This window comes from Pelorhabdus sp. sgz311002 (assembly GCF_056134285.1).
Genome location: NZ_JBWBCL010000001.1, coordinates 1 through 26,520 on the forward strand (window position 1 = coordinate 1; position 26,520 = coordinate 26,520).

Sequence of the window (26,520 nt, forward strand, 5' to 3'; positions counted from 1 at the left end):
TTTACGGGTAGCAAGTAAAAGTTGCATGGCTGGCAGGCCAATAAAAAGCGCATTTATGCGCAGCCAGTTTAAAAGGGCTATGCCCGAAAATGAAAAACCACCCGCTATGCGGGTGGATATTTATTGATTTTTTCTCTGACTGTAGACTGTGGTATACTTAAAAGAAAACTAAGGTTGTTGACATAGTTTTGTTTGAGATGGGAGGCAGTATCTTGATTATTGGAATTGGACTTGATATTGTTGAAATTGATCGAATTGCTGCTGCCATAGAAAAAAATTCTTTTGTAAAGCGAGTTTTTACTCCTGCTGAGCAAGCGTACTGTGAAAGTCTCAGGGCAGGCTGCGCGGCTTCTTTTGCAGCGAGATTTGCTGCCAAGGAAGCTTTCTTAAAGGCTTTGGGAACAGGACTAAGAGAAGGCAAATGGATTGATATGGAAGTCTTGCCTGATGAACTAGGAGCACCGCATCTTTCGCTTTCAGGTCGGTTTGCTGAGATGGCAGAAGAAAAAGGAATTTCTGAAATTTATATATCACTGACGCATGCGAAAAAATATGCGGCGGCACAGGTAATTTGCTGGGGAGGTAAAAAAATATGAAAATAGCCATGGCGGAAGAAATGCGGGAGATAGACCGCAAAACAATAGAAGAGTATGGAATTCCTGGCGTTGTCTTAATGGAAAATGCCGGAGCGGCTGTCGCTCGATATATGGAAAAAATCCTTGGTGATGTGACGGGAAAACGGATTACTATTTTAGCTGGTAAGGGAAATAATGGCGGCGATGGTTTTGTTGTCGCTCGTTACTTGGCAAACCGCGGCGCTAAAGTTAAGGTTTTTCTTTTTTCTGAACAAGGTGATGTAGCGGGTGATGCGGCAGTTCATCTTGACGTTTTGTTGCAAATGGGAATTGATATTTTAGAAATCTCTGCTGAGCGTGATTGGGACCGTTTAAAAGTTTCTCTGTCATTTTCCGATTGCCTTGTTGATGCGTTGCTAGGAACTGGTATGACAGGCGAGTTATATCCTGTATTTTCCCAAGCGATTGAAGCGATAAATAAGGCGGCAAAATTGACTTTTGCGATTGATTTACCTTCTGGCGTTCAAGCAAATGATGGACGGGTTATATCGACTGCAGTAAAAGCAGATCATACCATTACCCTAGGGCTAGCTAAACCTGGGCTGTTTCTTTATCCTGGGACAGAATACGCCGGCCAGGTTGTTATCGATGATATTGGGATTCCCGCCGCTTTGCTGTGCCAAGATCGGATTCGCCAAAATGTGCTGACCGCAACTGATATGGTGACAAAAATCCCTTTGCGATACGCAGAAAGTCATAAGGGAGACTGCGGTTGGACGCTAGTATTAGGCGGGTCTGAAGGATATACTGGCGCTGCAGCGCTGACTGCAGCTGGGGCGCTTCGTGCAGGAACAGGGCGAGTTACTTTAGGTGTAGCTGAATCAATCTATCCAATTCTTGCGGCAAAATTAACCGAAGCCATGGTAACACCCTTGCCTGGCGGGGCAGGGGCTATACTGACACCTGATTCGTTGCCAGAGATTGAACTATTAGCGGAAAAAGTCTCTGTTGTAGCAATCGGGCCAGGTTTGGGACGAACGGAAGAGACGCTGAATTTGGTGCGGGAATTAGTTCATAAGGTAGACAGACCCTTTGTTATTGATGCTGATGCTCTCTATGCAGTAACAGTCGATCAAAATTTGTTTCAGGAAAGTCCCGCTTTGTGTGTATTGACGCCTCACCCTGGTGAAATGGCGGCGATGACTGGGCTTTCCGTTAAAGAAATTCAAGAGAATCGTTTGACTGTAGCTAAAGAATATGCGGAAAAGTGGCAGAGTATTGTTGTGTTAAAGGGTGCTGCTACGATTATCGCTTTTCCTGACGGCGAACTTTATATTAATTCTACGGGCAATGCCGGTATGGCTACAGGTGGCATGGGTGACGTGCTCACTGGTATGATTGCCGCCTTTATTGCTCAAGGCTGTTCAAGTCATGAAGCAGCTTTGCTTGGTGTATATTTGCATGGTTTAGCTGGTGATTTAGTTGCAAAAAGTAACCCGATTGGCATGGCGGCAAGTGATGTAGCGGAAGTGATTCCTGCTGCGATTTATGGCCTGCTTTCTGAAAAATAACGGATGGTTTTTCAAAGGGCAATTTTGTCAGCTGGTTTATGATAGATAAAAGTTGACATTCGTCTATATGGTTCTATATACTGTTGATAGATGTAGGCGCCGCAAGAGTCAGCGGGGGTGAGAGAGTGGCCGAATTAAAACGGATTATGATTAGTCTTCCCAATAGTTTACTACAGGAAGTGGACGGAATTATTGCCATGGAAAAATTAAGCCGCAGTCAATTTGTTCGAGAGGCAATGCGGCTGTATATCGAGGATAAGAAACGCAAGGCTGTACGGGACATGATGAAAAAAGGGTATCAGGAAATGGCGGTCATTAATTTGGCATTAGCAGAAGAAGGTTTGCCTGCCGATTGTGAAGCTTCTGATTTGATGCCTACTTTACTGGCGGAGCGTGAATAAGCGGTGGTCGTAAAACGCGGAGACATTTATTTTGCCAATTTAAGTCCTGTAGTCGGTTCAGAACAGGGAGGACACCGTCCTGTTTTAGTGATTCAAAATGATGTGGGCAATAAATATAGTCCAACTGTAATTGTGGCGGCAATTACCTCACAAATTGCTAAGGCTAAATTGCCAACTCATATTGAAATTAGCGCGAAACTCTTTCAAATGGATAAAGACTCCGTTATTTTGCTGGAACAGCTTCGAACGATTGATAAACGGCGTCTTCGAGAAAAAGTGACTCATTTAAGCGAAGAGGTTATGGAAAAAGTCGATGAGGCGATTCGCGTTAGCCTTGGTCTTATGGAGTTATGAAATAAAGAACATAGTCATTAAAGCTGAATTCTATGATGGTTTCAGCTTTTTTTGTTTGCCTGCGACATAGGTCCTGCAGGATTTATTTTTTTTGCGGCGAAAATAAAACAAAGTATGTCGCAGAAACAGGAGGTGTGGTGAATGCGGCAAAAAATTGCCATCTTATTGTTTATGGCAATCTTATTGATTCCTCAGTTGGTTTTTGCTGGAGCAGGGACCACGTCTTTAACAAATATCCGTTGGGCCAATCATGTCGATGCAGCAACAGGTGCTCTATCATTTCGGATGGTTGTTGATGTCTCAGGCCCGGTACAGGCGGCGGGGACGATTGTATCGACGGCACAGCCGCGATTAGTTGTCGATATAAAAAATGCAGCGGCAGGCCGTGTAGGTCCTGTCAGTTTTGATGGGAAGATTGCTAGCAAAGTCAATGTGGTTTCTGGCGCTAATGCAGCAAAACTTGTCATTGATTTAGCAGATGTTATTACGGCAAGCAATTTCAAAGTGTTTACTCTTCCTTCCGACAGTAAGAATAATAAACCCTATCGTGTTGTCGTAGATATTAGTAAGCCAATAGCTAAAGCGAACTTTTCTTATTCTGCAGGACTTGCCCAGAAGACTATTGTTTTAGATCCTGGTCATGGTGGGAGTGATCCTGGCGCTATTGGTCCGGGGAAAAATCAGGAAAAAACGGTTACTTTGGCTGTGGCTGCGAAAGTAAAAGCCATGTTGGAACGAGCTGGCGCTAAAGTGATCTTAACGCGTGACACGGATGTGGACGTTTATGGACCAAATGCAAGCGGCGTAGAAGAACTAGGGGCAAGGGCCGATGTTGCAAACAGTCGCAAGGCCGATATCTTTTTAAGTATTCATGCAAACTCTTTTACCAATCCAGCTGTTAATGGAGCTGCTACATATTATTATGAGAAATCAGATTATGATGCGCTCCTAGCTCAATCGTTGCAGACTTCTTTTGTACAGGCCACAAATCTTCAGGACCGAGGCACGTATCAGGCCAATTTTTATGTTATAAAACATACAACGATGCCTGCTGCGCTGATAGAACTTGCTTTTATTTCTAATCCTGAAGAGGAAAAAGATTTGATAAATAGTCAATTTCAGCAGAAAATGGCAAACGGAATTGTCCAAGGACTTGATTCTTTCTTTCTACAGGCAGCAAGCAGAGGGGGGAATCGTTCATGAAGCGGTATTTGATTTTGGCGCTTTTTGTTATTTTTCCGATGTTGCTCTTAACAGGGTGCGACAATTCGCAAAGTGCAGCGACTACGGCGACGCCTGGAGCTAACGCTTCAACTGATGCTGCGAAAACACCTGTCCAACCAGTGGCGGCGGGGACTCCTATTGATTCGAAGCTGAGCTATGTCAAGTTTAATTTGTATTTTCCCAGCGATGATGGCGCCCATCTTGTGATGGAACCAAGAACTTTTCCGTTAAATGACCAACCAGCCCATATGGCAGTGGAAGCTCTTTTGACTGGGTCTAATCAGCCGCATACCGCAAAGGTGTTTCCGGCAGGGACAAAATTGCGGCAGCTTACCATCAAAGACGGTGTTGCTTATGTGGATTTTAATAAGGCCCTATTAAAGGGGAATGGTGGATCTGCCACGGAAATGCTTCTGGTTACTTCCTTGGTAAATACTCTTACTGAATTTTCTACAGTGGATAAAGTACAAATTTTAGTAGAAGGCAAAAAAATTGACACTCTTTACGGACATATGGATCTTTCCGTTCCACTAAGCAGGTCCGAGAGCATTGTTAAAAAATGAGCATAAAAAAACCAGCCATTGTGGCTGGTTTTTAGCTTTTCTGTTAATCAATATAGTGGCGAGGTACTCGCTTGCTTACAGCACAAGCTAGTTCGTAATGAATTGTCTGGGCAAGATCTGCTAATTCGCCTAACGTGATTTCTTCTTTGCCTTGTTGGCCGAATAATACGGCCTCATCGCCAGCCTGCACAGTAGGATCATTGCCTAAGTTGACCATGATTTGATCCATGCAAATATTGCCAATCAGTTGGCGGCGTTTTCCTCCGATGAGAATCGGCGCTTTGTTAGAAAGTAAGCGATGGTAGCCATCGGCGTAGCCGATTGGCAGTGTAGCCACATAAACATCTTCGTCTGCTGTAAAGGTCCGGCCATAACCGACCGTCGTTCCGGCAGGAATTTGTTTTACATAGGCAACTTTTGTTTTTAAGGACATAACTGGTTTTAAGTTTAGGTGTTGCTGCATTTCTTTCGAAGGTTCCAAGCCATATAAAATGATGCCAGGGCGAGCATGAGTGCAAATAGTACAGTCTAGGTCCATAATGCTGGCGCTATTGGCGAAGGAAATATAGGGTAGCTGGATGCGTTTGGCTTCCAAAGTCTGCAAGGCATTTTTGAAAGCGCCTATTTGCCTTCCCGCGTATTCTTTGTCAGCGCTATCGGCTGTAGCTAAATGGGTGAAACAGCCGCGTAGATTGGCATTCGGTAAGGATGCGGTATAGTCGACAAATTCTAAGAGGTCTTGCGGTAGAAAACCAATACGACTCATGCCTGTATCGACTTTTAGCATAATCCGCGCCTGTTGGCTTTTGGCACGGGCTGTTGTAGCAAGCAGGTCAATTTGTTCTTTCGTACAGGCGGCTACGGTTAAGTCGTATCTGATGATGTCTTTAGCCTCTTCAGGGAAAGTAAGTCCTAAGATCAGAATAGGAACTTTTATACCTGCTTCACGCAGCTCAATTCCTTCTTGGACGGTCGCAACAGCCAAAGACGTAGCGCCTTCAAACAAAGCCCGTTTGCTTACTGGGATTGCGCCGTGGCCGTAGGCGTCAGCTTTGACGACAGCTGTCATATCAATGGCAGCAGGGAGATGTTTACGAATTTGTCTAAGATTGTGAGAGAGATAACTTAGGTTTACTTGCGCAATGGTTGGTCTCATTTCAGGATTCCTTCTTTACCGTTTGTTAAGATCATGCTGATCCGACTTTGTATGAATTTGCTGTAACGGCTGAATTTTCCTGTTTTCCGTGTAACTTTTTTTCTAAAGGGTATACTGAAAAGGCAGGAAACATTTAGTCGAAGATGGAAATAAAGGAATTGTTCAGGTTGTTGACAGTGATTGAGGTGGAAAAATGAATGTAACAGATCTTGGTGAATTTGGGCTGATTGATATATTGAAACAAGATACGATTCATGATCCTGGCACCGTTGTTGTTGGGATTGGCGATGATGCGGCTGTGCTTTTGCCGACGCCTCATAGATTGCAACTGATGACGACAGATATGCTTGTAGAAAATGTTCATTTTGATATGAAAACAACCTTACCGTTGCAACTGGGATATAAATCAATGGCTGTGAGTTTTAGTGATATTGCCGCTATGGGCGGCAAGCCGAATCATGCTGTCGTTTCTATTGCGCTTCCGCCTCAGACCGATGTAGAACTTTTAATTAATCTTTATGAAGGCATGAAGGAAATTTGTCGTGAGTATGGCGTCAATATTGTTGGCGGCGATACGGTAGCGTCAAAAGAAAAACTTGTTATTAGTGTAACAGTAACTGGTGAAGTAGATCCATCTTTTTTAGTGCGGCGTTCCGGCGCTCGTGTCGGTGATCTTGTTGTTGTAACAGGAACGCTCGGTAATTCGAGCATGGGCTTTACTTTGTTATCAGAAGGGCAGTGGGAAGAGATTTCTTTTGCTTGGCCACTGGTAACCGCCCATCTTACACCGCGACCGCAAGTTGAACTAGGACAGCTGTTAGCGAAAAATGGGGCTCACAGTATGAATGATATTAGTGATGGGCTCGCCAGTGAAGCAAATGAAATTGCAGCTGCCAGCAAAGTGGGCATGATTCTTGATGAGGCAAAGATTCCTTTATCAGATGAGTTAAAGCAGGCGGCTCGTCTGCTAGAATTGTCAGCAGTGGAATGCGCCCTCTATGGAGGGGAAGATTATCAGCTTGTCTTTACGATGAGCCAAGGTGATTTTGCTTTGCTCACAGAGCAGTATCCTGATTTAGCGCTCACTGCTGTTGGCGAGGTTGTTGCTGGAAAAGAAGTGTTTTTGCGGACGATAGCAGGTGATATGACTTTGCTGGAGCCGAAAGGATACAATCATTTCCGTTAGGAGGATACATGGTTTCAATTCAATGCAATTGTTTAGCCGATACAGAAGATCTCGCTACCTTTGTCGCTTCTTTACTAAAAGACGGTGATGTGCTTGCGCTGGAAGGCGATTTAGGGGCTGGTAAAACTTTTTTTGTCCAGCAAATCACGAAAGTGCTAGCGCCAGACAGCGAGGCGACAAGTCCGACCTTTACAGTGCTTCAAGTTTATGAAGGAACTGTAGAAATTCATCATTTTGATCTGTATCGCTTAGAATCAATAGAGGAACTAGAAGATATCGGTTTTTATGAATATACGACGTATGGCATTTCTTTGATCGAATGGCCTGATCAATTTCGTGAGGCTTTACCTAGCAATTATTTATGGATTACTATTGAAAAAAGCGCGGGCGAGGAAGAACGAATTTTTCAGTTTCAGCCGCAAGGAAAGCGCTATGAATTTTTGTGTGAGGAGCTGAAGCATTTTGCTAATCCTAGCTCTTGATACAGCAACTCTTGTTTCTTCTGTTGCTTTAGATACGGAAGAGAAATTGCTTGCTGAATTTACTTTGCAAACGACAAAAACCCACTCGGAGAAGCTTTTACCGACGATTGATGCGCTTTGCCGCTTTGCTGCGGTGGAGCCAGAACACATTGAGGCTATTGCTGTGAGTATCGGACCAGGCTCATTTACGGGCCTGCGTATTGGCTTGGCAACAGCAAAGGCCATGAGTTATGTTCGTTCACTACCGTTAATTGGCGTACCCACCTTGGCAGGACTTGCTTATAATCTGGCTGGTTCTACGCAAATTTTAGCGCCGGTCTTAGATGCGCAAAAAGGTAATGTTTACATGGCGCTTTATGAGTTTACTGCCGACGGTATTCAGGAACGAATGCCTGTGACGATTTTAAAAGCCGAGGCAGCTTATGAAAAATTGGTTTCCTTAGCAAGAAAAGTTACATTACTTGGTGAGTCAGCCCAAGTAGTACAGGCAGCTGGTGACAATAATCCGCTGATTACTGTGGCTCCACCGCACTTACTTATGCCGCGAGCCGCCAGTATTGCTGCAGCCGCGCGACAGCTTTATCAGCAAGGCAAGGTCTTTGATGCGATGACGCTTGAGCCGATTTATATCCGCCGTTCTGAAGCCGAGGTTTTATGGGAAAAACGCCAGCAAAATCAAATGCCCATGTTGCAAACGAAGGAGCATCATGGACAAGCTTAACGTGCGTAGCATGACAGAACAGGATATTGATGGCGTGCTGGCGATTGAGGAAGTATCCTTTTCTGAGCCGTGGTCGCGAGTCGCTTTTGAAGCGGAAGTAGCGGAAAATGATCTGGCCTATTATTTGGTGGTGGAAAAAGACGGGGAAATTGCCGCTTATGCGGGAACTTGGTTGATTCTTGATGAAGCTCATGTAACGAATGTGGCTGTACTGCCAAAGTACCGTCAGCAAGGAATAGGAGCTGTGATTTTAAAAACTCTAATTGAAAGAGTCAAAGCTCAGGGAGCTGTGAGGATGACACTAGAAGTTCGTACGTCTAATACGGCAGCTCAAAACCTTTATAAAAACTTTGGCTTTGAAGCCAAGGGAATTCGTAAGAAATACTATAGCGATACAGGCGAAGATGCCATCATCATGTGGGTCGACCTATGAAAAAAAGCCACTTTCGTGGCTAAGGGTGATTGTGCTACAGCCTATGCGATAACAGGTCGGTTTGTGCTGACTTGTAGACGGGACGGCGCCTAACCGTCCTGCTTATTTTTATTTGGGGTATGTAATGGAGGATATTATAATATTATGGAGAAAGAAAAGAAATCCATTTTTGTGCTTGGATTGGAAACAAGTTGCGATGAGACATCGGCGTCAGTTATACAGGACGGACGGATCATTTTATCAAATGTGATTTCATCGCAGGTCCCAGTTCATCAAAAATTTGGCGGCGTTGTGCCGGAAATTGCTTCGCGCAAGCATATTGAACAAGTTATTCCTGTTGTGGATCAGGCTCTTACAGAAGCAGGGCTTAAAATTACCGACATGGATGCTATTGGCGTGACCTATGGACCCGGTCTCGTCGGCGCTCTGTTAGTAGGAGTCGCAGCGGCGAAAGCTTTAGCTTTTGCGGCGAAAGTTCCTTTGGTGGGAGTTCATCATTTAGAGGGACATATTTTTGCTAATCTATTGGCCCATCGTGACTTAGAGCCACCTTTTTTAGCATTGGTTGTGTCAGGCGGTCATACTTCTCTGGTGAAAGTAACTGGCTATAATTCCTTTGAACTTTTGGGACAAACGCGTGATGATGCCGCAGGCGAGGCCTTTGATAAGATTGCCCGCGTCATGGGTCTGCCTTATCCTGGCGGTCCCCATATTGATGAATTGGCTAAATCCGGTAATCCCGCGGCTATTGCTTTTCCGCGGGCGCTTGTCCATGATTCCAACTATGACTTTAGTTTTAGCGGCTTAAAGTCGGCAGTACTGAATTATTTAAATGCTAAAAAGCAAAAACAGGAAAGTTACGATCAAGCCGACGTGGCTGCCAGTTTTCAAGCTGCTGTGGTCGATGTTCTCGTAGAAAAGACTGCGGCTGCCGTGAAAGAAACGGGGATTTCTAAAGTGGTCCTGGCGGGCGGGGTAGCGGCAAACTCTTCGTTACGTCTTCAGTTAACCAAGGCTCTTAATAAGCAAGGTGCTAAGGTTTTTTATCCACCCCTTATTTTATGTACGGATAATGCGGCAATGATTGGTTGTCGCGCCTACTATCAATTTCAGAGCGGTTTTACTTCGCCTCTTACTTTAAACGCTAGGCCAACGATGCGTTTAGGTCAGTCTTTGGGCTAAAGCGCCTTTCAAAATACTTTTTTTCTAAGCAAGGATTTTTCTCTTTCATGTGGAATAGTTAGTACTTTAATAAAGAAAAGTGTAATTCTGTAAGCCGTGGGGGGTGCCTATGGGAGTTATTAGTGACATTTGCCGAAAAACAACAAGTTTAAAATCGCAGCAAATCATGCATTTAGAAAACCAGGCGAAGTTGATGGGAATTGCGGCTGATTTGGCTCATGCTCAGATTACAATTTATGCAAAAACGCACTCTGACAAGTATCTTGTCATTATTGCGCAGGTGCGGCCCAACACGAGTTTTATCGAATATCGCCCCCATCTTCTAGGAACTACGGTGCGAGCTGATGAAGAGCCGCTTGTTTGGCGGACGCTCACGACAGGAAAAAATATTTCTGGTCAACGAGAATGGGAAATTGGCATGGAATCGCTGGAAATGAAAACTTATGCGATAAAAGATGAACAGGGTGAAGTTATTGCCGTGGCGAGCTTTGAAGCTAGCTTTGAAGAGGCGCAGGCCCGCATCGGTTCGCATAATATTCTTGTGGATACGGCCTTTTTGCTGTTTACGACAACAAGTCCAGCCCTGTCTGGCGGCGATATGTACCGACGCCTTAGTGCGCGTGATGGAATTGTGATTGTTGACGACTCCGGTCAGGTTATTTTTGCCAATGCCGTCGCCACAAGTATTTATAAAGTACTTGGCGTGAGTCATATTGTTGGTCGGCGAGTTACGGACCGCCGCACTCATATGAATTTAGTACAAAGTGCAATTGAGCAAAAGCGGGCCCAGGAACAAGAGCTTGAAACAGGCAATTTGATTTTTAATCAAAGGGCTTTGCCAGTAGTAAAGGCTGATATTGTATGCGGCGTACTATTTATTGTCAGCGATATTACAGAAATTAAGAAAAAAGAGAAAGAATTGCTCGTTAAATCAGCGGTGATTCAAGAAATTCATCATCGCGTTAAAAATAATCTGCAGACGATTGCCAGCTTATTGCGGTTACAGGCACGGCGGTCGCCATCGCCAGAAGTAAAGGCGTCGCTAAGAGAATGCATTAACAGGATTCTTAGTATTTCTGTCATTCATGAATTTTTGTCACAGCAAGATGTAGAAGTGATTAATGTGGCTGAAGTGGCAAAAAATATTATGGATGCAGTTATTCAGAATATGCTGGAACCTGATTTTAATATCCAAACGGTATTTAACGGCGAAACCGTGATTTTACCTTCTGACTATGCTAGCAGCTTGGCGCTGGCAATTAACGAACTGATTCAAAATTCGATCGAACATGGTTTTGTCGGCTGTAAGGAAGGCTTGATTGGTATTGATATTCGCGCTCTGCCTGACTGCTATCAAGTAGAAATCTATGATAACGGCATTGGGCTTCCGCCAAACTTTGATCCCCATAAATTGAAGAGCCTGGGCATTCAAATAGTTACAACCCTAATTGAATCCGATCTATCCGGGAAGTTTGAATTGAAGTCGCAAGGCGGAACAAGAGCTATTATTACAATACCCCGGATGACAGAGGGAGGATAAGAGAGATGGACGCATTAAGGATTGTAATCGCTGATAATGAATCAATCATCCGTATGGATTTGAAGGAACTACTGGAAGAAGCGGGGCACGAAGTAGTTGGCGAAGCCTCTGATGGTGCTAAAGCTGTCGATTTGGCACGGCGTCTAAAGCCTGATCTTGTTATCATGGATATTAAAATGCCGGAAATGGATGGAATTACGGCGGCGCGCATTTTATCTACTGATAAAGTAGCTCCCGTTTTGTTATTAACAGCATTTAGTCAGAAGGAGATTGTTGATAAAGCAAAGGATTCTGGCGTTTTGGCATATCTTGTCAAGCCGGTCAAAGAAGCGAATCTGTTTCCTGCTATCGAAATTGCCTTGTCGCGCTTTAGAGAGTTCAGTGAACTGGAAAAAGAATTAGAAGATGTAAAAAATTCTTTGGAGATGCGGAAAATTTTGGATCGGGCCAAGGGAATTTTAATGGATGCCTATCATCTAAGTGAAAGTGAAGCATACCGTCGGATTCAGCAGTATAGTATGGCGAAGCGAAAATCGATCCGAGAAGTAGCAGAGGCTATTATTAATTCCGTTAAGAAAAAATAACAAAATGGACTTGAAGAACGAGGTCTTGCCGGTGGCGGGACCTCGTCTTGTTGCTGCACTAGAAAAAAAGTAAAAAAAATCTTCTTTTTTTGTGGAAAACGCTTGATTTTTTGCCCAAAATTATATATCATAATTTATGGAATTAGCACTCTATCTTAGTGAGTGCTAACAATAATAAAAACGAACACTTTTAAAGGGAGGTTATTTTTTCATGATTAAGCCATTAGGTGACAGAGTTGTTATTAAAGCCTTAGAAGCCGAACAAAAAACAAAGAGCGGAATCGTTCTTCCTGATACGGTGAAGGAAAAACCTCAAGAAGGTGAAATCGTTGCCGTAGGAACAGGTAAACTTTTGGAAAATGGTACAAGAGTTGCTTTGGAAGTGAAAGTTGGCGACAAAATCATTTTCTCGAAATATGCTGGCACAGAAGTAAAGATCAACGATCAGGAATATATCATTCTCAGCGAAAGAGATATTTTGGCTGTTGCCGAATAATCTAGCGTAAGACGTAACGAAAATAAAAGGGGGATATACATACAATGGCTAAACAGATTATTTTTGATGAAGAAGCACGCCGCGCACTGGAAAGAGGCGTTAATGCTTTAGCAAATGCTGTAAAAGTAACTCTTGGACCAAAAGGCCGCAACGTGGTTCTTGATAAAAAATTCGGTGCTCCGACCATTACTAATGACGGCGTAACGATCGCTCGCGATATTGATTTGGAAGACCCATTTGAAAATATGGGCGCTCAGCTCGTTAAAGAAGTTGCTACAAAAACAAATGATGTAGCAGGTGATGGCACGACAACAGCTACGCTTTTAGCTCAAGCTTTCATCCATGAAGGCATGCGCAATGTTGCTGCTGGCGCTAACCCAATGATTATTAAAAAAGGCATCCAGAAAGCTGTAGATGCTCTTGTTTCTGAAATTAAAGCATCTGCTAAAAAAGTTGAAACAAAAGACGCGATTGCTCAGGTTGCTTCGATTTCGGCAGCTGACGAAGAAATTGGCCGTCTCATTGCGGAAGCTATGGAAAAAGTCGGCAACGATGGTGTTATCACCGTAGAAGAATCCAAAACGATGGGAACTGACCTTGACGTTGTTGAAGGCATGCAGTTTGACCGCGGCTACATTTCTCCTTACATGGTAACAGATACGGACAAAATGGAAGCAGTTCTCAATGATCCTTATATCTTGATTACGGACCGCAAAATTGGCGCAATTGCCGACATGCTGCCTGTTCTGGAAAAAGTAGTACAACAAGGTAAAGAACTTCTCATTATTGCTGAAGATGTAGAAGGCGAAGCTCTTGCTACTTTGGTTGTCAATAAACTTCGTGGTACCTTCAAAGCTGTTGCTGTAAAAGCTCCTGGCTTCGGTGATCGCCGCAAAGCTATGTTAGAAGATATCGCAATTTTAACGGGCGGTACTGTTATTACGGAAGATCTTGGCCGTAAATTAGACAGTGTAACGTTAGAAGATCTTGGTCGTGCTCGTCAAATTCGCGTTTCGAAAGAAGAAACAACGGTTGTTGACGGCGCAGGTTCCGCTGATGACATTAAAGCTCGTGTAGCGAATATCAGAAGCCAAGTGGAAGAAAGCACATCTGACTTTGATAAAGAAAAACTGCAGGAACGTTTGGCTAAATTGTCCGGCGGTGTTGCTGTAATTCAAGTCGGCGCTGCAACAGAAGTGGAATTGAAAGAAAAGAAAATGCGCATTGAAGATGCTTTGAATGCAACTCGCGCTGCTGTGGAAGAAGGTATTGTCGCTGGCGGCGGTACAACTTTCATCGATATTCTGCCTGTACTTGATACGATTCAAGCCTCAGGTGACGAAAAGACTGGCGTGAACATTGTAAAACGCGCTATCGAAGAACCTGTTCGTCAGATCGCTAATAATGCTGGTCTAGAAGGCTCTATCGTTGTTGAAAACGTGAAAAAAGCCGGCAAAGGCATTGGCTTCAATGCTTTGACGGAAGAATATGTTGACATGATTAAAGCTGGTATCGTTGACCCTGCTAAAGTAACGCGCTCTGCTCTGCAAAATGCTTCCAGCATTGCAGCTCTTGTATTGACCACAGAAACGCTTGTTGCTGATAAACCGGAAAAAGATAACGGTGCTGCTGCAGCTGCTGCTATGGGCGGCATGGGCGGTATGGGTGGCATGGGCGGCATGGGCATGATGTAATATCATGTTCGTGACAGGCCAGTAAATTCAGCGGATTTCGCCACGGAATCTTTTGAATGTTACTTATTTGTTACTAATAAAATATAAAAGCTGCACATAAGTTCACAAGACTTATGTGCAGCTTTTTGCTTTTCTCTAAGCTCTTTAAGTTTGTATTAAGCACTCTTTATTTAAGGTTTTCATATAATAGGGTGAGCTACATCTTATAGGCTAGGGAGGAGAAAAGCCATGAGTTTTTATGAAGAGATTGCCAATCGGGCCTTAATTCGTGAATTGGAGCGGGAAATCAATACCGATGTTTTGCTCTTTGGCGTCGATGGTTTTGTTTATTTTGGAAATTTACAAGGCATTGATAATTGTCGGATTGGCCTTTTAGTACCAGCCATTGCCGCGGAAACCAGTGACGTGGAGATTTTAACGCCAGGCGGTGAACTTAGAACTGTGGCGTTTTTGCGAGTTGATCTGTGGACGCTGATTGCCAAGGGAACAGGTATTGTATCGGATCCTATTGAGGGTGGAAGTGGCGGTGGTCTTGTAGTAAAAGAAGGTGTCGTGCGACAGGAAGAATCTGATGCCGATCAGACATCGATTCGTCAGGAAAGCCATGAACTGATTCGCCGACTCTGCCGGATGGTTGGCGATGCGGTAGCAATTACAACACTGGGTGGATTTCTCTTTGAAGGAGTTTTAGGCGCAGTAGAAGATGAATTGGCCATTTTGACTGTAGAGGATATTTTTGGACCTGCTACAAGTTCTTCTATTTCCGATAATGACGTACGTTCTGTCGTCGTTAATTTAGAAGCAATTACATCAATAGCTTCCTCTACATGCAGGCCAGATTAGAATTTTGGCAAGATAAAGCAGGGCTGTTCCGCTGTGGTCTTCCCAGTGAGAATCATGCTTGGCGGAACGGCTTTTTTTCTTGTGACAGGCTAAAAAGGAGCGAAAAAGATGGTCGTTGCGGCAGAATATATCAAGCCTGTTGGGATTGGTGTGACAGCTCCGCAGTTTTTTCGTGGTCTAGATGGAAGAGTTTATATTGTTAAGCTATGCCGCAAAGAAGAACATACGAAAGTACTTGCCAATGAGTGGCTTGGCGCGCGACTGGCCCAAGTTTTGGAACTGCCCTTGCCAACATATGATCAGATTGAAATACCTGCTGCAATAATTGATAGACATGTCATGCTGCAGAAACTGCAGGCTATGCCAGGTCTTCATTTTGCTTCAGCCTATTTGTCCGATAGTGAGTATGTAACAAGGCGAGCTGTGAAAGCACTGACAAACTGTAATCAATTAGTGGGAATTTTATTTTTTGACCATCTCTTTTGTAATCGTGACCGGGCGAAAAACCGTAAAAATTTACTGATGGCCCCCACTCCGCAAGGGTATCAATGCTATGCGATTGATCATTCGCATTTTTGCGGCTCAGGCAAATGGTCTGTGGCTACGCTGGAAAAGTTAGGACCTATCGTAAAAATATATTATGGCTTCTTATTTGGGTTTCTCTTGCAGCGATTTGCCAGGCGTGAAGATTTTATACCTTACTTAACTAGGGTAAAAGCGATTGATGCAGGACTAATCGATTCTATTTTACAAGAGATTCCTGAACCTTGGCTGAGATCGTCTGAGGAACGGCAAGCTTTGGCTGCTTTTATTCAACAACGCTGCGGTTTAGCAGATAAGATATTCACTGAACTATGTCGTCAAATTCCCGTGGTCAGAGGTGGAACGAGCCGCTACAGCTATCGGCGCATCAAGCTGTAATAAAAGTGATTGCTCCTTTGGTTATATTTTTCTTATAGCGCACATAAGGTGCTATAAGGAGGTGGGGGGCAATATGCTCGTTATTAATTTGCGGCGGCTCTTTGTACACCGTCATTTATTTTATAGCCTTGTTGGTTTATTCATGATTGGCGCTGTATATATACAAGTGGCTGATTTAATTGGTCATGAATCCTTAGCCATAGCGGGAACTAGAACCGACCAAAAAGTCGTTGCCTTAACTTTTGATCATTCCTGGGGCAATAAATATACTGGATCTATTTTAGATGCGCTCCAAAGCCGCAATTTAAAAGCAACCTTTTTTATTATGGGGCCTTGGGCAAAGAAGTTTCCCGAGGTGGCGAAACGGATAGCGACGGACGGACACGAAATCGGCAGTCATGGCTATCGCCATGAAAATTATGGCGATATGGGTGTTGAATGGGTTAAGGAAGATATCCAAAAGGCTCATGGGTTAATTAAGGAAGTGACAGGGGTAGATCCAGTTCTGCTGCGTCCGCCTAATGGCCATTATAGTAATCAGTCCATTGCAGCAGCGCAGGAACTGGGGTATAAGACGATTATTTGGAATATTGATTCGCTTGATTGGAAAAATCCCGGCAAAGATGTGATTATCGAGCGCGTCGTTTCCCGGTTAAAGCCAGGTGCTATTATTTTATTGCATGCGTCTGATACACCGACACAGACTGCTGAGGCTTTGCCGGAACTGCTTGATAAAATTGCCGGAGCCGGCTATAAGATTGTTACAGTTGGTGATTTATTGGCCAATTATAGTGAAAAAGGAATTTTGCGACATTAAACAGGCTGCGGCCTGTTTTTTTGTGCAGCTATTTACAGTCAGGCGCAAGTTGTGGTATAGTATTTTTCTATAAAGAAGGTTCGGTTATTTATGTTGATTTCGTTATTCTAACGAGAAAAATATAGGGAGGGATTAGTTTGTCATTGCAGAAAGAAACCATTTTGGTATTGGATTTTGGTGGGCAGTATAATCAGCTGATCGCCAGACGTGTAAGAGAATGTAATGTATACTGTGAAGTATTTCCACATACATTGAGTCTTGCGGAAATAAAGGAAATGCAGCCAAAGGGTATTATATTCACTGGTGGACCAAACAGTGTGTATGAAAAAGATTCTGCTGTTTGTCAGGAAGAATTATTAGAACTTGGGATTCCTATTCTGGGCATCTGTTATGGATCGCAGCTTATGGCCCATTTGCTTGGCGGTAAGGTAGTAACAGCACCGATCAGCGAATATGGCAAAACAGAAGTCCATATACAAAATAAAGCATCCAAACTTTTGGAGGGTGTTTCCGAAAAGACAATTTGTTGGATGAGTCATACTGATTATATAGCGGAAGCTCCTGCTGATTTTACGGTAACAGCATCGACTCCCGTTTGTCCTATAGCGGCCATGGAAAATGAAGCAAGAAATTTATATGCGGTACAATTCCATCCTGAAGTTATGCATACAGTGGAAGGCATGAAAATGTTGCATAACTTCGTATTTAATGTGTGTGCCTGCCGCGGCGACTGGAAAATGGATTCGTTTGTAGAGAAAACAATCGAAAGCCTGCGTGAAAAAATCGGTACAGGTAAAGTATTATGTGCCTTATCTGGTGGTGTCGACTCTTCGGTAGCGGCAGTCCTTCTTTCCCGAGCGATTGGTAAACAGCTTACCTGCGTTTTTGTAGATCACGGTCTGCTTCGTAAGAACGAAAGCGAAGAAGTCGAAGGCGTATTTGGTCCTAAGGGACAATATGACCTCAACTTTATCCGAGTAGATGCGAAGAAGCGTTTTTATGAAAAACTGAAAGGCGTAACTGACCCTGAAACAAAGCGGAAAATTATTGGTGAAGAATTTATTCGTGTTTTTGAAGAAGAAGCGAAAAAAATAGGTACGGTTGATTTTCTAGTACAAGGAACGATTTATCCCGATGTGATTGAAAGCGGTCTGGGAAAATCAGCAGTCATTAAATCCCATCATAACGTGGGCGGGTTGCCTGATTATGTTGATTTTAAAGAAATCGTAGAACCACTTAGAATGTTGTTCAAAGATGAAGTAAGACGGGCAGGAAGAGAACTTCAGATTCCTGAATATCTGGTGAGTCGCCAGCCGTTCCCTGGTCCTGGCCTTGGCATCCGCATTATTGGGGAAGTTACGGAAGAAAAAGTGAAAATTGTGCAGGAAGCAGATGCTATTTATCGGGAAGAAGTCGCAAAAGCCGGGATTGCTCAGGATTTGGGACAATACTTTGCCGCATTGACGAATATGCGTTCAGTAGGTGTTATGGGAGACGGCCGTACGTATGACTATGCCATTGCGCTTCGTGCCGTTATGACTTCCGATTTTATGACAGCTGAAAGTGCCCAAATGCCATGGGAAGTCTTGTCGATAGTGACAAGTCGCATCATTAATGAAGTAAAAGGCGTGAATCGTGTAATGTATGATTGCACAGGCAAGCCGCCAGCAACCATTGAATTTGAATAATATTATTGTTGTAGGGCACTGCCATTTATTCTGAAAAGGGCAAAGTGGACTAGCCTGCCGACATAGACAAAAAGACCTTGCATTAAAGCTTTTTACGAAGCTAATGCAGGGTCTTTTTGTTATCCTCAAACCGCGTAAATACAGGGATTTCTGCTTGCTGAAAAAGAGCGGTCACCATGGAGTGGCGGGCATATCTGGCAAAGCCAGAGAGAATAAAGAAAAATGCCCTTTGCAGAATAAACGGCAGTGCCCCGCGACAGGGTGATATTTTCTTTTATGATTTTTGGGAAAAAGCATAGTGTTATACAGGATATCTCGAATTGTAGCTTTCTATCTGTTATTTCTATATCAGCAGCAGTCTAAGAGGCTAGTTATAAACATCTTTCTTAAAGTATTCCAGTGCTAATTTAGAAGCTTTATTTAATTCTCCATTTTTAATTAGTATAGCACCACCTGTAAGTTCAGAGGTTGGAAACTCAGAAATAATTATAAATTTGCCATCAGAAAGTTCTTTTGTTATATTCCCACTAGGAATCAGTGATATACCCATCTTATTTTCAACCATATTTTTAATAGTCTCAACATTATTAAATTCCATAATTTTTTTTATTTTAATGTTAAATTTCTGGAGAGTTTTTTCTGCTATAATTGTATATTTACAGTTTTCGCCAAAAGAAAAGAGGGTAATATCAGAATAATTACTTTTTTTGTTTTCTTCCCAATAGGATTTTTCTGAAATAAATACTAAACATTCTTTATAAAGGGGTATAAAATCTATTTGTTTTGAATGAGGATCCTGTGGAATGATACCAAAATCAATCTTTCTCTTAAGAACAGAGGCTATTACATCTTCTACGGGAATTCTATCTACACTAAAACTTATTTCAGGATAAATATATGAAAATTTCCTAATAACCTCAGAAAGTCTGATAGAACTAAAAGTTTCAGAAGTAGCCATTTTTACTATTCCTTGTGGTTGATGAAAATTAATCATGGAATCCGATAACTCTTTCTCAAAATCAATATATCTGTATGCATATTTAGCAAATTCTTTCCCCACCTCTGTAACCATAACTCCTCTTGGTAATCTGATAAACAGCTTTTCCCCAAATGTTTCTTCTAAAATATTAATATGTGTAGATATAGTAGATTGAACATAATCAAGACGTTCAGCTGCTCTAGTTATATTCTCTTCCTCAAATACGGCAATAAAAGTATGAAAAAGTTTTCCTTCTAAATTTAAGATCATGAACAATATCCTTTCAAATATGTATAATTTAAAAATTCATAAATTGGTTAACTATTTTATTTTGCAATGGGTTCAATCGGAATTATTCGTTTTAAGTTATTTTTAAATGATGATATTATTTGTGTTGTAAGTTGTAATTTTAATCATGAATATTATAACAAACAGCAAACAACAAATAAATTGTTAGGAGGAGTTTACATGAAAGTTATTGCTTTTAACGGAAGTCCAAGAAAAAATGGGAATACAGCTGAAAGTTTGAAATTAGTTCTTGAAGAGCTTGAAAAAGCAGGTATCGAAACAGAATTAGTTCAATTAGGTGGACAAAAACTATTTGGATGTTCAGCTTGTGAGATGTGTTTTAAAAATAAGGACAACCGCTGTGCACGTAAGGATGATGAAATGAACAAGTTTATAGAAAAAGCAGCAGAAGCAGATGGTGTTCTTATTGGATCACCAACATATTTTGCTAATGTATCTACAGAAGTAAAAGCATTTATTGATAGATGCGGTTGTGTTAATATAGCTAATGATCGTAACTTATTAAGAGGCAAAATTGGAGCAGCTGTAGTATCTGTAAGAAGATCTGGAAGTAGTTTTGTATATTCTGCTATAAACTTCTTCTTTGGCAGCAACGAAATGACAATACCTGGTTCAATTGGTTGGAATATGACTTTATCACGTGATATAGGAGATTTACAAAAAGATGAGGAAGGTATTCACACCTTCAAAACGCTTGGGAAAAATATGGCGATTCTTTTGAAAAAGTAACAAGGTCGAGGGTATTTTGTCTCAGGGTACTGCCGTTTATTCTGAAAAGGGCAAAGTGGACTAGCCTGCCGACATAAACAAAAAGACCTTGCATTAAAGCTTTGCGAAGCTTATGCAAGGTCTTTTTGTTATCCTCAATCCGCGTAAATACAGGAAAATTATGTTTGGTCAAAAAGAGCGTTCACCATTAAAGCTTACGAGGAGAAGTACCATAATATTGTTTAAAGGCCTTATAGAAATTACTGCTATTGCTGTATCCGAGCATATCAGCAATAGCAGCGATGGAAAGATTCGTATGACCCAATAATAGCTTGGCTCTTCGCATACGCGATTCGGTTAGCAAGGCAGAAAAGGTTTTCCCTGTCTTTTCTGGCAAAAGACGGGAAATATAGACGGGATGATATACGAAATGGGATGCGATGTCATTCAATGTTACAGAATCAGAGTGTGATTCGATATATTGCATAATCCGATCGATTAATGTCGTGCCAGTAGTTAGATGCTGACGCTTGTACTCATAGGAAAGATACATTGCAAGGGACATGACCATAGGCTTTAAAATTTTCTGTGAATCCTCTGTTTTATGAGCATATTCAAGAATCATGACATTCAGCAGCTGCCAGATTGGCGAAGAAGCTGGTATTTCCAGATGAACGAACTCTTCTGCATATTTGTTTTTCTGTGGTTCCAGAAAAAAATTAAGCATGGAGCTATCTGCTGAGAGCGCACTCAGGTATTCTCGGAAAAAGGTTTCTTTACGAATCAGTACTCCGAGAATAATACATTCGTGATCAGAATCCCGCTTAACGGCATAGCCGCTGTAGGGCTGACCGATATAGCAGTCTCCTTCTTTTACCGTGATTCGATTGTCATAGTTGGCGCTTAATGCATCATAATCTCCATGGTAAGCAAAATGAATGAAAAAAAAGTCCTGGCGGTGAAAACGCTCCTCAATTTTTTTCCCTTTAAATACACATACCATAACTTCCTCGGATTTCTCGCCCAACCAATGAGAAATCAGTTCATTATTTCCTGATGACGAATCTGGGCTAAAGTCCCAATTGAGGTGTGGAAAGTCCTGACTGAGTTTTTCTAATGCGTGATCGATTTCGGTATCGCAATTCCAAGACATACTAGCGTTCCTTTCTTCAGATTTCTGAGCAATTCTTTCAAGTCTTGCAACGTTTTTAGTAAATCAGACATGCTTATATCTAATTATAGGTTAAAATAAGCCATGATTAAAGTTAATATTTAGCGCTGATTTGAAAAGTGGAAATCTATATGATGGATTAGTAACAAGAATGTTCACAAGGAAGAAGAGCTCACAAAGTATCCGAAGAGAATACACGAGGTGCTCGGCGGCGACATTACCGCAGACTAGTTATCGCTTACGGATGAAGATTCCCTTGGAATCTATAAGAAATCATATCGCTAAGAGCATAATTCAGCAGATAACTGTAATTTATTACATAATTTAAAGGAGGATAAATATGTCTAGAAAAAACATTGGAGCAAAGCCATACATCACACCGATGCCGGTTTTGATGATTTCATCTTATGATGAGGCTGAAAAGCCGACCGCCATGTTAGCAGTATGGGGCGGAATCACGAATGAGACAGAAATTACTATCACCGTAGCATCTCAGAGAAATACGTTAAAAGGGATTATTGCCAGAGGTTCTTTTGTTGTAAGTATGGCGGATGTGGAAAATGAAGTTGCCTGTGATTACCTTGGCATCACAACAGGAAATAAAGTGGAAGATAAGTTTGAAAAGTCAGGATTTCATACAACAAAGTCCGAATTCGTAGATGCACCGATTATCGATGAGCTTCCTTTTGCCGTTGAGTGCAGAGTGAAGAGCTATGATGAGGAAACCTGGAGATTGGTAGGCGAAATCGTCAATGTAAGTCTGGATGAACGGATTCTTGGAGAAGATGGCAAGGTATCATTTGAAAAATTCCATCCGATTACTTTCGATTGGATGAATAAGTCCTATTTGTCCGTTGGTGAAAAGGTCGGTAATGCTTACCGCGACGGACTTCAGTTGAGAGAGAAGAACTAAGAGGGGGTTTTTATTGAGATTTGCCTTTATACGAGATTAATAAGAGAGTTTAACTATATGAAAAAGTGAGGAATTAAATATGAAAACTAGAAAATTAGGTAACCAGGGGCTCGTTGTTTCAGAGATAGGACTTGGTTGTATGGGGATGGATCATGGTTATGGTCAATCAGTAGATCGTCAAGAAATGACTAAGTTGATACAAAGAGCAGTAGAATTAGGATGTAATCTTTTTGATACAGCTCCTATTTATGGATATGAAAATGAAGAGTTATTAGGTGAAGCGCTAAAAGCTTATAAAGATAAAGTTGTTATTGCTACTAAATTTGGAGTTACTGGAATGGACACTATCGGTGGCCAAATAGTCCAATCATTAGATAGTAGTCCAGAATCTATTAGAAAACAATTAGATGGATCTTTAAAGCGGTTAAAGGTAGATTGTATTGATTTGTACTATCAACATCGTATTGACCCTAAAGTAGAGCCAGAAGTTGTTGCTGGAGTGATGAAAGAATTAATATCTGAAGGGAAAATTAAATACTGGGGATTATCAAACACACCAATAGATTATATTAGACGTGCTCATGCTGTCTGTCCTGTTACTGCAATTGAAGACCAATATTCAATGATGTGGCGTAAGCCTGAGCAGGGCTTGTTTCAAGTTTGCGAAGAGCTGGAAATTGGATTTGTTGCGTATAGCCCCTTAGGAAATGGTTTCTTAAGTGGGAAATATACAAAAGATACAAAATATCAAGAAGGCGATTTTAGAAACATGATGGGAAGATTTAAACCAGAAGTAATTGCGCAAAATCAAGCATTATTAGATTTAATTGTGCAAATTGCTGAAAGTAAAAATGCCACTTCAGCACAGATCGTCCTAGCTTGGGAATTGGCACAAAAGTCTTATATTGTTCCAATTCCTGGAACAACTAAATTACATAGATTAGAAGAAAATCTGGGAGTAGCTAACATTCAATTAACAGGGGAAGAATTAGCGGGTATCAATGAAGCTTTATCTAAAATTGATATAGATGAAACATTTTTTTAAGTTTTAAATAATGTATTTGTCTCACTCTTTAAGAGTAGTTAAACTAGTCAATATATAATTAGCAATATTTCAGAACTTTTTTCTTTTTGTTTTGGAATATTGCTTTAATATTTTAATGAATTTATTGAACCTGTGAAAAAGGCTAGTTATTTATTGAATTTCTTCGGGTATCATGATACAATATACAACATGTTGTATATTGTGGAGAAGTAAAATATGATAAATTTAGAATTCCTAATTGAGCGGAAAATACTAAGGCTTGGTAACCAACTTTTGAATCATCGTAATGATGACTTAAAAGCATATGATTTAACTGCTGAACAATCGGAGACGCTTTTATTTTTTGATCTTCATAAAAAAGCGCTGATACTTGATTTAAAAGGCCACCTTCGAATTAGCCATCAAGCAGCCAGAAATCTTGTTGAGCGTATGAAGAAAAAAGGACTTTTATATGTTGAAGTGTCACCAAATGACGGAAGGGCTAGACTGGTTTGTTTAACGGAAAAAGGACAGAAAACCTGTGATTCTCTAAAACGTGCAGGGACAAGTGTTGGTCATAAGCTACTTGAAGGAATAAGCGACGAAGATCGCAAATGGATTTTGTCATTGCTTGAACAATTGAGCAAAAACATGGAATAAAAAATTTTAAAGATATATACAATCCATTGTATATATCTCGCTTGGGAGCAGTAATTTTTAAATAAGTCTTGCAATACTATACAATGCATTGTATTTATGATCGTTTAACCTATAAGGAGAAAATTTAGAAAGATGAATAGGAAAAATTTAGTAAAGCGGTACATTATATTTATATTTGGTTTGTTCTTTAACGCTTTTGGCGTTGCGTTTGTCACTAAAGCAGCACTTGGCGCTTCTCCCATTGCAGCGATACCCTACAGTTTATCACTGATTATTCCTAAACTATCACTTGGCAACTGGACAATCCTATTCAATATTTTATTAGTTTTGATACAACTGATTATACTTCGGAAAGCTGCGAATAAGCTGGAATTACTTTTACAGGTCGTTATCTGCTTTTTCTTTGGTTCCTTTATTGATTTATCCATGATAGTGCTATCTGGTTTTGCACCACAGGCGTATCTGGTAATGATTATTTCATTGCTGATTGGTTGTGCTATTATTGCTTTTGGCGCATATCTGGAAGTAATTGCTGATGTCGTCATGCTTTCCGGCGATGCATTTATCCGCACGCTTGCCAAGGTTCTGTGCAAAGAATATGGTGTTGTCCGTGTGATTTCGGACAGCAGTATGACAGTGATTGCCGGAATACTCTGCATGATTATGTTGGGAAAGCTGTCCGGTGTTCGTGAAGGAACTGTTATTGCAGCTTTGATTGTTGGCTATATGGTACGTTTTTTCATTTTGAAGTTTCAAACGCTCACATTTTTGCTTTTACCTGAAAACAGAAAAAGTGAAGAACATGATATTTCTATCCCCGAGCAGAATTTGTAATTACAATCTCCCGATAATGCGGAAGCAATCAAATTAAGCAAATATGGTGTAGAAAAAACAATTGACACTTTACTTGGGATTGCAAAGTATGTTCCGGGGTAATTACATAGTAAAAAACGTGAAATCATAGCATAAGTTGTTTGTTTTTTTGTCTATAGTCTGAGCCCTTGCATTCGCTATGCAGGGGCTTTTTGCCGCCTTGTTACATAAGATATTATGGTAAGTGGATTTTCGAAAAGGAAGGTGGCTTTATGTCGATATTGATTGTCGATGATTCCGCTGAAAGCAGATTGCTTATTCGCACTTATCTGACTGATGCCGACTATTTGGATTGCTTAGAGGCAGCCAACGGACGAGAATGCTGTGAAAATCTTGTTGCTGCAATTTCTGGTGGTGCGACGGCCATTGACTTGATTATTTTAGATATCCTTATGCCTGATCCTGATGGAATTGCGCTTTTAAAAAGCATTAAAGCGATGCAAGAATACAAACATGTTCCCGTGCTAATGGTGACGGCAGATCAGTCGCCAGAACGTTTATCGGCGGCTTTTGCCTGTGGCGCATCTGATTATATGACCAAGCCGTTGAAGCGAGTAGAACTTTTAGCGCGAGTTCGGGCAGCCCTTCGTTTGAAAGAACAGATTGATTGCAGTCAGCGACGGGAAGCGGAGCTGGTAGTGGCGGCCAAGCAGCTGCAACTGATGAATGAAAAACTGAGACAAATGACCGCTATTGACGGTTTAACCGGAATTTCCAATCGCCGCTCTTTTGACGAATTTTTAGCGAAAGCTTGTCGAGAGGTTTCGCAGAAACAAATGCTTTGCCTTATCTTGCTTGATGTAGACTGTTTTAAGCTCTACAATGATGCCTATGGTCATGTAGCAGGCGATGAAGTGCTGCGGAAAATTGCCCAGGCTATCAATGGTTTAACAACAGAAAATCAGTTAGCTGCTCGGTATGGCGGCGAGGAATTTGTTTTAGTAGCGAGAGATCTTTCGTTGCCAGACGCTTTAGCAGCGGCGGAATCTGTCAGAACTGCCGTAGAATCCCTTGAATTGCGTCATGAACACTCACCAGTAGCCGCTTATGTTACGGTCAGCGTTGGCTTAACTTGGGGGAGTTTTAACCAGCAGCCAAATCCCGAAGATTTGATTCATTATGCCGATCAAGCGCTCTATTTGTCAAAACGAAACGGCAGAAATCGAGTGACTTTGGGAGAATTCACAAAAAATCCGAACGATATGTAGAGAAAAGTCTGAAAGGTTCAGATTCCTGTTGACACCCTCCGAGGGGACTGGTAAAATAGGTTTGTAAAAACTCATAAGGCTCGTATAAAGTTGAGGATATGGCTCAGATGTTTCTACCAGGTAACCGTAAATTGCCTGACTACGGGTGAAATTGTTCGGCCTTTGCTATTGTATTGCTAATAGGAAAGAAACCCGAGCAGGATCTTTCGCTCTGCATGCAAATTTCCTGTTCGGGTATTTTTTT

28 protein-coding genes and 1 riboswitch are annotated in these 26,520 nt (G+C 41.7%); of the genes, 25 read left to right on the top strand and 3 right to left on the bottom strand.

Features of this window, described 5'->3' with window-relative positions:
* The first annotated feature begins 212 nt into the window (after positions 1-212).
* From AC0NJP_RS00005 to AC0NJP_RS00030, 6 genes are all read left to right on the top strand, one after another.
* Positions 213-596, top strand: coding sequence for a holo-ACP synthase (locus AC0NJP_RS00005; RefSeq protein WP_474037859.1), 384 nt, complete (start codon positions 213-215; stop codon positions 594-596).
* Positions 593-2,146 carry an NAD(P)H-hydrate dehydratase gene (locus tag AC0NJP_RS00010; RefSeq protein ID WP_474037861.1) on the top strand — a complete coding sequence of 518 codons (1,554 nt, stop codon included), beginning with the start codon at positions 593-595 and terminating at the stop codon, positions 2,144-2,146. Before AC0NJP_RS00005 ends, AC0NJP_RS00010 begins: the two co-directional genes overlap by 4 nt.
* Before the next feature lie 125 nt (positions 2,147-2,271).
* A complete protein-coding gene (locus tag AC0NJP_RS00015) occupies positions 2,272-2,547 on the top strand; it encodes a CopG family ribbon-helix-helix protein (RefSeq protein WP_474037862.1) in 276 nt (91 codons plus the stop codon).
* A gap of 3 nt (positions 2,548-2,550) precedes the next feature.
* Positions 2,551-2,901 carry a type II toxin-antitoxin system PemK/MazF family toxin gene (locus AC0NJP_RS00020; RefSeq protein WP_474037864.1) on the top strand — a complete coding sequence of 117 codons (351 nt, stop codon included), beginning with the start codon at positions 2,551-2,553 and terminating at the stop codon, positions 2,899-2,901.
* Between the two features lie 141 nt (positions 2,902-3,042).
* The gene (locus AC0NJP_RS00025; protein WP_474037866.1) at positions 3,043-4,104 is read left to right on the top strand and encodes an N-acetylmuramoyl-L-alanine amidase family protein; all 1,062 of its coding nucleotides are present in this window, start codon (positions 3,043-3,045) and stop codon (positions 4,102-4,104) included.
* Complete coding sequence (locus AC0NJP_RS00030; protein WP_474037868.1) at positions 4,101-4,688, top strand: GerMN domain-containing protein; 588 nt, start codon at positions 4,101-4,103, stop codon at positions 4,686-4,688. The genes AC0NJP_RS00025 and AC0NJP_RS00030 overlap by 4 nt, the downstream gene beginning before the upstream one ends.
* A 43-nt stretch (positions 4,689-4,731) precedes the next feature.
* On the opposite strand, the gene alr is transcribed toward AC0NJP_RS00030, so the two are convergent.
* A complete protein-coding gene (alr, locus tag AC0NJP_RS00035; protein ID WP_474037869.1) occupies positions 4,732-5,844 on the bottom strand; it encodes an alanine racemase in 1,113 nt (370 codons plus the stop codon).
* A 193-nt stretch (positions 5,845-6,037) separates the two neighbouring features.
* On the opposite strand from alr, the gene thiL reads away from it, so the two are divergent.
* The 13 genes from thiL to guaA all read left to right on the top strand — a co-directional run bounded on the left by thiL (position 6,038) and on the right by guaA (position 18,431).
* Complete coding sequence (gene thiL, locus AC0NJP_RS00040; protein ID WP_474037871.1) at positions 6,038-7,030, top strand: thiamine-phosphate kinase; 993 nt, start codon at positions 6,038-6,040, stop codon at positions 7,028-7,030.
* Positions 7,031-7,038: 8 nt separating this feature from the next.
* Positions 7,039-7,512 carry a tRNA (adenosine(37)-N6)-threonylcarbamoyltransferase complex ATPase subunit type 1 TsaE gene (gene tsaE / locus AC0NJP_RS00045; protein WP_474698352.1) on the top strand — a complete coding sequence of 158 codons (474 nt, stop codon included), beginning with the start codon at positions 7,039-7,041 and terminating at the stop codon, positions 7,510-7,512.
* Positions 7,493-8,233 (top strand): tRNA (adenosine(37)-N6)-threonylcarbamoyltransferase complex dimerization subunit type 1 TsaB, encoded by a 741-nt coding sequence (gene tsaB / locus AC0NJP_RS00050; protein WP_474698353.1) that lies wholly within the window; start codon positions 7,493-7,495, stop codon positions 8,231-8,233. The genes tsaE and tsaB overlap by 20 nt, the downstream gene beginning before the upstream one ends.
* Complete coding sequence (gene rimI / locus AC0NJP_RS00055) at positions 8,220-8,666, top strand: ribosomal protein S18-alanine N-acetyltransferase (RefSeq protein WP_474037876.1); 447 nt, start codon at positions 8,220-8,222, stop codon at positions 8,664-8,666. The genes tsaB and rimI overlap by 14 nt, the downstream gene beginning before the upstream one ends.
* A 144-nt stretch (positions 8,667-8,810) precedes the next feature.
* On the top strand, positions 8,811-9,848 hold the full coding sequence (gene tsaD, locus AC0NJP_RS00060) for a tRNA (adenosine(37)-N6)-threonylcarbamoyltransferase complex transferase subunit TsaD (protein WP_474698354.1): 1,038 nt from the start codon (positions 8,811-8,813) through the stop codon (positions 9,846-9,848).
* 109 nt (positions 9,849-9,957) lie between these two features.
* On the top strand, positions 9,958-11,388 hold the full coding sequence (locus AC0NJP_RS00065; protein WP_474037879.1) for a sensor histidine kinase: 1,431 nt from the start codon (positions 9,958-9,960) through the stop codon (positions 11,386-11,388).
* Between the two features lie 5 nt (positions 11,389-11,393).
* On the top strand, positions 11,394-11,972 hold the full coding sequence (locus AC0NJP_RS00070) for an ANTAR domain-containing response regulator (protein ID WP_474037880.1): 579 nt from the start codon (positions 11,394-11,396) through the stop codon (positions 11,970-11,972).
* 211 nt (positions 11,973-12,183) lie between these two features.
* Positions 12,184-12,468: a co-chaperone GroES gene (gene groES / locus AC0NJP_RS00075; protein ID WP_474037882.1), complete on the top strand. Its 285-nt coding sequence runs from the start codon at positions 12,184-12,186 to the stop codon at positions 12,466-12,468.
* A 44-nt stretch (positions 12,469-12,512) separates the two neighbouring features.
* Positions 12,513-14,162 (top strand): chaperonin GroEL, encoded by a 1,650-nt coding sequence (gene groL, locus AC0NJP_RS00080; protein ID WP_474698355.1) that lies wholly within the window; start codon positions 12,513-12,515, stop codon positions 14,160-14,162.
* A gap of 228 nt (positions 14,163-14,390) precedes the next feature.
* Positions 14,391-15,005, top strand: coding sequence for a hypothetical protein (locus tag AC0NJP_RS00085; RefSeq protein ID WP_474698356.1), 615 nt, complete (start codon positions 14,391-14,393; stop codon positions 15,003-15,005).
* A 108-nt stretch (positions 15,006-15,113) separates the two neighbouring features.
* Positions 15,114-15,926: a HipA family kinase gene (locus AC0NJP_RS00090; RefSeq protein ID WP_474698357.1), complete on the top strand. Its 813-nt coding sequence runs from the start codon at positions 15,114-15,116 to the stop codon at positions 15,924-15,926.
* A 73-nt stretch (positions 15,927-15,999) separates the two neighbouring features.
* Positions 16,000-16,743, top strand: coding sequence for a polysaccharide deacetylase family sporulation protein PdaB (pdaB, locus tag AC0NJP_RS00095; RefSeq protein ID WP_474698358.1), 744 nt, complete (start codon positions 16,000-16,002; stop codon positions 16,741-16,743).
* A 137-nt stretch (positions 16,744-16,880) separates the two neighbouring features.
* On the top strand, positions 16,881-18,431 hold the full coding sequence (gene guaA / locus AC0NJP_RS00100) for a glutamine-hydrolyzing GMP synthase (protein ID WP_474698359.1): 1,551 nt from the start codon (positions 16,881-16,883) through the stop codon (positions 18,429-18,431).
* Between the two features lie 367 nt (positions 18,432-18,798).
* On the opposite strand, the gene AC0NJP_RS00105 is transcribed toward guaA, so the two are convergent.
* Positions 18,799-19,680: a LysR family transcriptional regulator gene (locus AC0NJP_RS00105; RefSeq protein ID WP_474698360.1), complete on the bottom strand. Its 882-nt coding sequence runs from the start codon at positions 19,678-19,680 to the stop codon at positions 18,799-18,801.
* A gap of 198 nt (positions 19,681-19,878) precedes the next feature.
* Between AC0NJP_RS00105 and AC0NJP_RS00110 the strand changes: the two genes are divergently transcribed.
* On the top strand, positions 19,879-20,448 hold the full coding sequence (locus AC0NJP_RS00110) for a flavodoxin family protein (protein ID WP_474698361.1): 570 nt from the start codon (positions 19,879-19,881) through the stop codon (positions 20,446-20,448).
* 187 nt (positions 20,449-20,635) lie between these two features.
* On the opposite strand, the gene AC0NJP_RS00115 is transcribed toward AC0NJP_RS00110, so the two are convergent.
* On the bottom strand, positions 20,636-21,580 hold the full coding sequence (locus AC0NJP_RS00115) for a helix-turn-helix transcriptional regulator (protein WP_474698362.1): 945 nt from the start codon (positions 21,578-21,580) through the stop codon (positions 20,636-20,638).
* A gap of 358 nt (positions 21,581-21,938) precedes the next feature.
* On the opposite strand from AC0NJP_RS00115, the gene AC0NJP_RS00120 reads away from it, so the two are divergent.
* From AC0NJP_RS00120 to AC0NJP_RS00140, 5 genes are all read left to right on the top strand, one after another.
* Positions 21,939-22,511 (top strand): flavin reductase family protein, encoded by a 573-nt coding sequence (locus tag AC0NJP_RS00120; protein WP_148567895.1) that lies wholly within the window; start codon positions 21,939-21,941, stop codon positions 22,509-22,511.
* 79 nt (positions 22,512-22,590) lie between these two features.
* Complete coding sequence (locus tag AC0NJP_RS00125; protein ID WP_474698363.1) at positions 22,591-23,556, top strand: aldo/keto reductase; 966 nt, start codon at positions 22,591-22,593, stop codon at positions 23,554-23,556.
* Positions 23,557-23,772: 216 nt separating this feature from the next.
* Complete coding sequence (locus tag AC0NJP_RS00130; RefSeq protein ID WP_474037896.1) at positions 23,773-24,195, top strand: MarR family winged helix-turn-helix transcriptional regulator; 423 nt, start codon at positions 23,773-23,775, stop codon at positions 24,193-24,195.
* 132 nt (positions 24,196-24,327) lie between these two features.
* Positions 24,328-25,029 (top strand): YczE/YyaS/YitT family protein, encoded by a 702-nt coding sequence (locus AC0NJP_RS00135; protein WP_474698364.1) that lies wholly within the window; start codon positions 24,328-24,330, stop codon positions 25,027-25,029.
* Between the two features lie 251 nt (positions 25,030-25,280).
* Complete coding sequence (locus tag AC0NJP_RS00140) at positions 25,281-26,276, top strand: GGDEF domain-containing response regulator (RefSeq protein WP_474037898.1); 996 nt, start codon at positions 25,281-25,283, stop codon at positions 26,274-26,276.
* A 60-nt stretch (positions 26,277-26,336) separates the two neighbouring features.
* Positions 26,337-26,438: riboswitch (purine riboswitch) on the top strand.
* Positions 26,439-26,520 lie beyond the last annotated feature (82 nt).

Excerpts from the sequence above, each read along its gene's own strand:
- AC0NJP_RS00010 (WP_474037861.1), top strand. The coding sequence starts at position 593 with ATGAAAATAGCCATGGCGGAAGAAATGCGGGAGATAGACCGCAAAACA.
- AC0NJP_RS00025 (WP_474037866.1), top strand. The coding sequence starts at position 3,043 with ATGCGGCAAAAAATTGCCATCTTATTGTTTATGGCAATCTTATTGATT.
- AC0NJP_RS00030 (WP_474037868.1), top strand. The coding sequence starts at position 4,101 with ATGAAGCGGTATTTGATTTTGGCGCTTTTTGTTATTTTTCCGATGTTG.
- alr (WP_474037869.1), bottom strand. The coding sequence starts at position 5,844 with ATGAGACCAACCATTGCGCAAGTAAACCTAAGTTATCTCTCTCACAAT.
- thiL (WP_474037871.1), top strand. The coding sequence starts at position 6,038 with ATGAATGTAACAGATCTTGGTGAATTTGGGCTGATTGATATATTGAAA.
- tsaE (WP_474698352.1), top strand. The coding sequence starts at position 7,039 with ATGGTTTCAATTCAATGCAATTGTTTAGCCGATACAGAAGATCTCGCT.
- rimI (WP_474037876.1), top strand. The coding sequence starts at position 8,220 with ATGGACAAGCTTAACGTGCGTAGCATGACAGAACAGGATATTGATGGC.
- tsaD (WP_474698354.1), top strand. The coding sequence starts at position 8,811 with ATGGAGAAAGAAAAGAAATCCATTTTTGTGCTTGGATTGGAAACAAGT.
- AC0NJP_RS00065 (WP_474037879.1), top strand. The coding sequence starts at position 9,958 with ATGGGAGTTATTAGTGACATTTGCCGAAAAACAACAAGTTTAAAATCG.
- AC0NJP_RS00070 (WP_474037880.1), top strand. The coding sequence starts at position 11,394 with ATGGACGCATTAAGGATTGTAATCGCTGATAATGAATCAATCATCCGT.
- groES (WP_474037882.1), top strand. The coding sequence starts at position 12,184 with ATGATTAAGCCATTAGGTGACAGAGTTGTTATTAAAGCCTTAGAAGCC.
- groL (WP_474698355.1), top strand. The coding sequence starts at position 12,513 with ATGGCTAAACAGATTATTTTTGATGAAGAAGCACGCCGCGCACTGGAA.
- AC0NJP_RS00085 (WP_474698356.1), top strand. The coding sequence starts at position 14,391 with ATGAGTTTTTATGAAGAGATTGCCAATCGGGCCTTAATTCGTGAATTG.
- AC0NJP_RS00090 (WP_474698357.1), top strand. The coding sequence starts at position 15,114 with ATGGTCGTTGCGGCAGAATATATCAAGCCTGTTGGGATTGGTGTGACA.
- pdaB (WP_474698358.1), top strand. The coding sequence starts at position 16,000 with ATGCTCGTTATTAATTTGCGGCGGCTCTTTGTACACCGTCATTTATTT.
- AC0NJP_RS00105 (WP_474698360.1), bottom strand. The coding sequence starts at position 19,680 with ATGATCTTAAATTTAGAAGGAAAACTTTTTCATACTTTTATTGCCGTA.
- AC0NJP_RS00110 (WP_474698361.1), top strand. The coding sequence starts at position 19,879 with ATGAAAGTTATTGCTTTTAACGGAAGTCCAAGAAAAAATGGGAATACA.
- AC0NJP_RS00115 (WP_474698362.1), bottom strand. The coding sequence starts at position 21,580 with ATGTCTTGGAATTGCGATACCGAAATCGATCACGCATTAGAAAAACTC.
- AC0NJP_RS00120 (WP_148567895.1), top strand. The coding sequence starts at position 21,939 with ATGTCTAGAAAAAACATTGGAGCAAAGCCATACATCACACCGATGCCG.
- AC0NJP_RS00125 (WP_474698363.1), top strand. The coding sequence starts at position 22,591 with ATGAAAACTAGAAAATTAGGTAACCAGGGGCTCGTTGTTTCAGAGATA.
- AC0NJP_RS00130 (WP_474037896.1), top strand. The coding sequence starts at position 23,773 with ATGATAAATTTAGAATTCCTAATTGAGCGGAAAATACTAAGGCTTGGT.
- AC0NJP_RS00135 (WP_474698364.1), top strand. The coding sequence starts at position 24,328 with ATGAATAGGAAAAATTTAGTAAAGCGGTACATTATATTTATATTTGGT.
- AC0NJP_RS00140 (WP_474037898.1), top strand. The coding sequence starts at position 25,281 with ATGTCGATATTGATTGTCGATGATTCCGCTGAAAGCAGATTGCTTATT.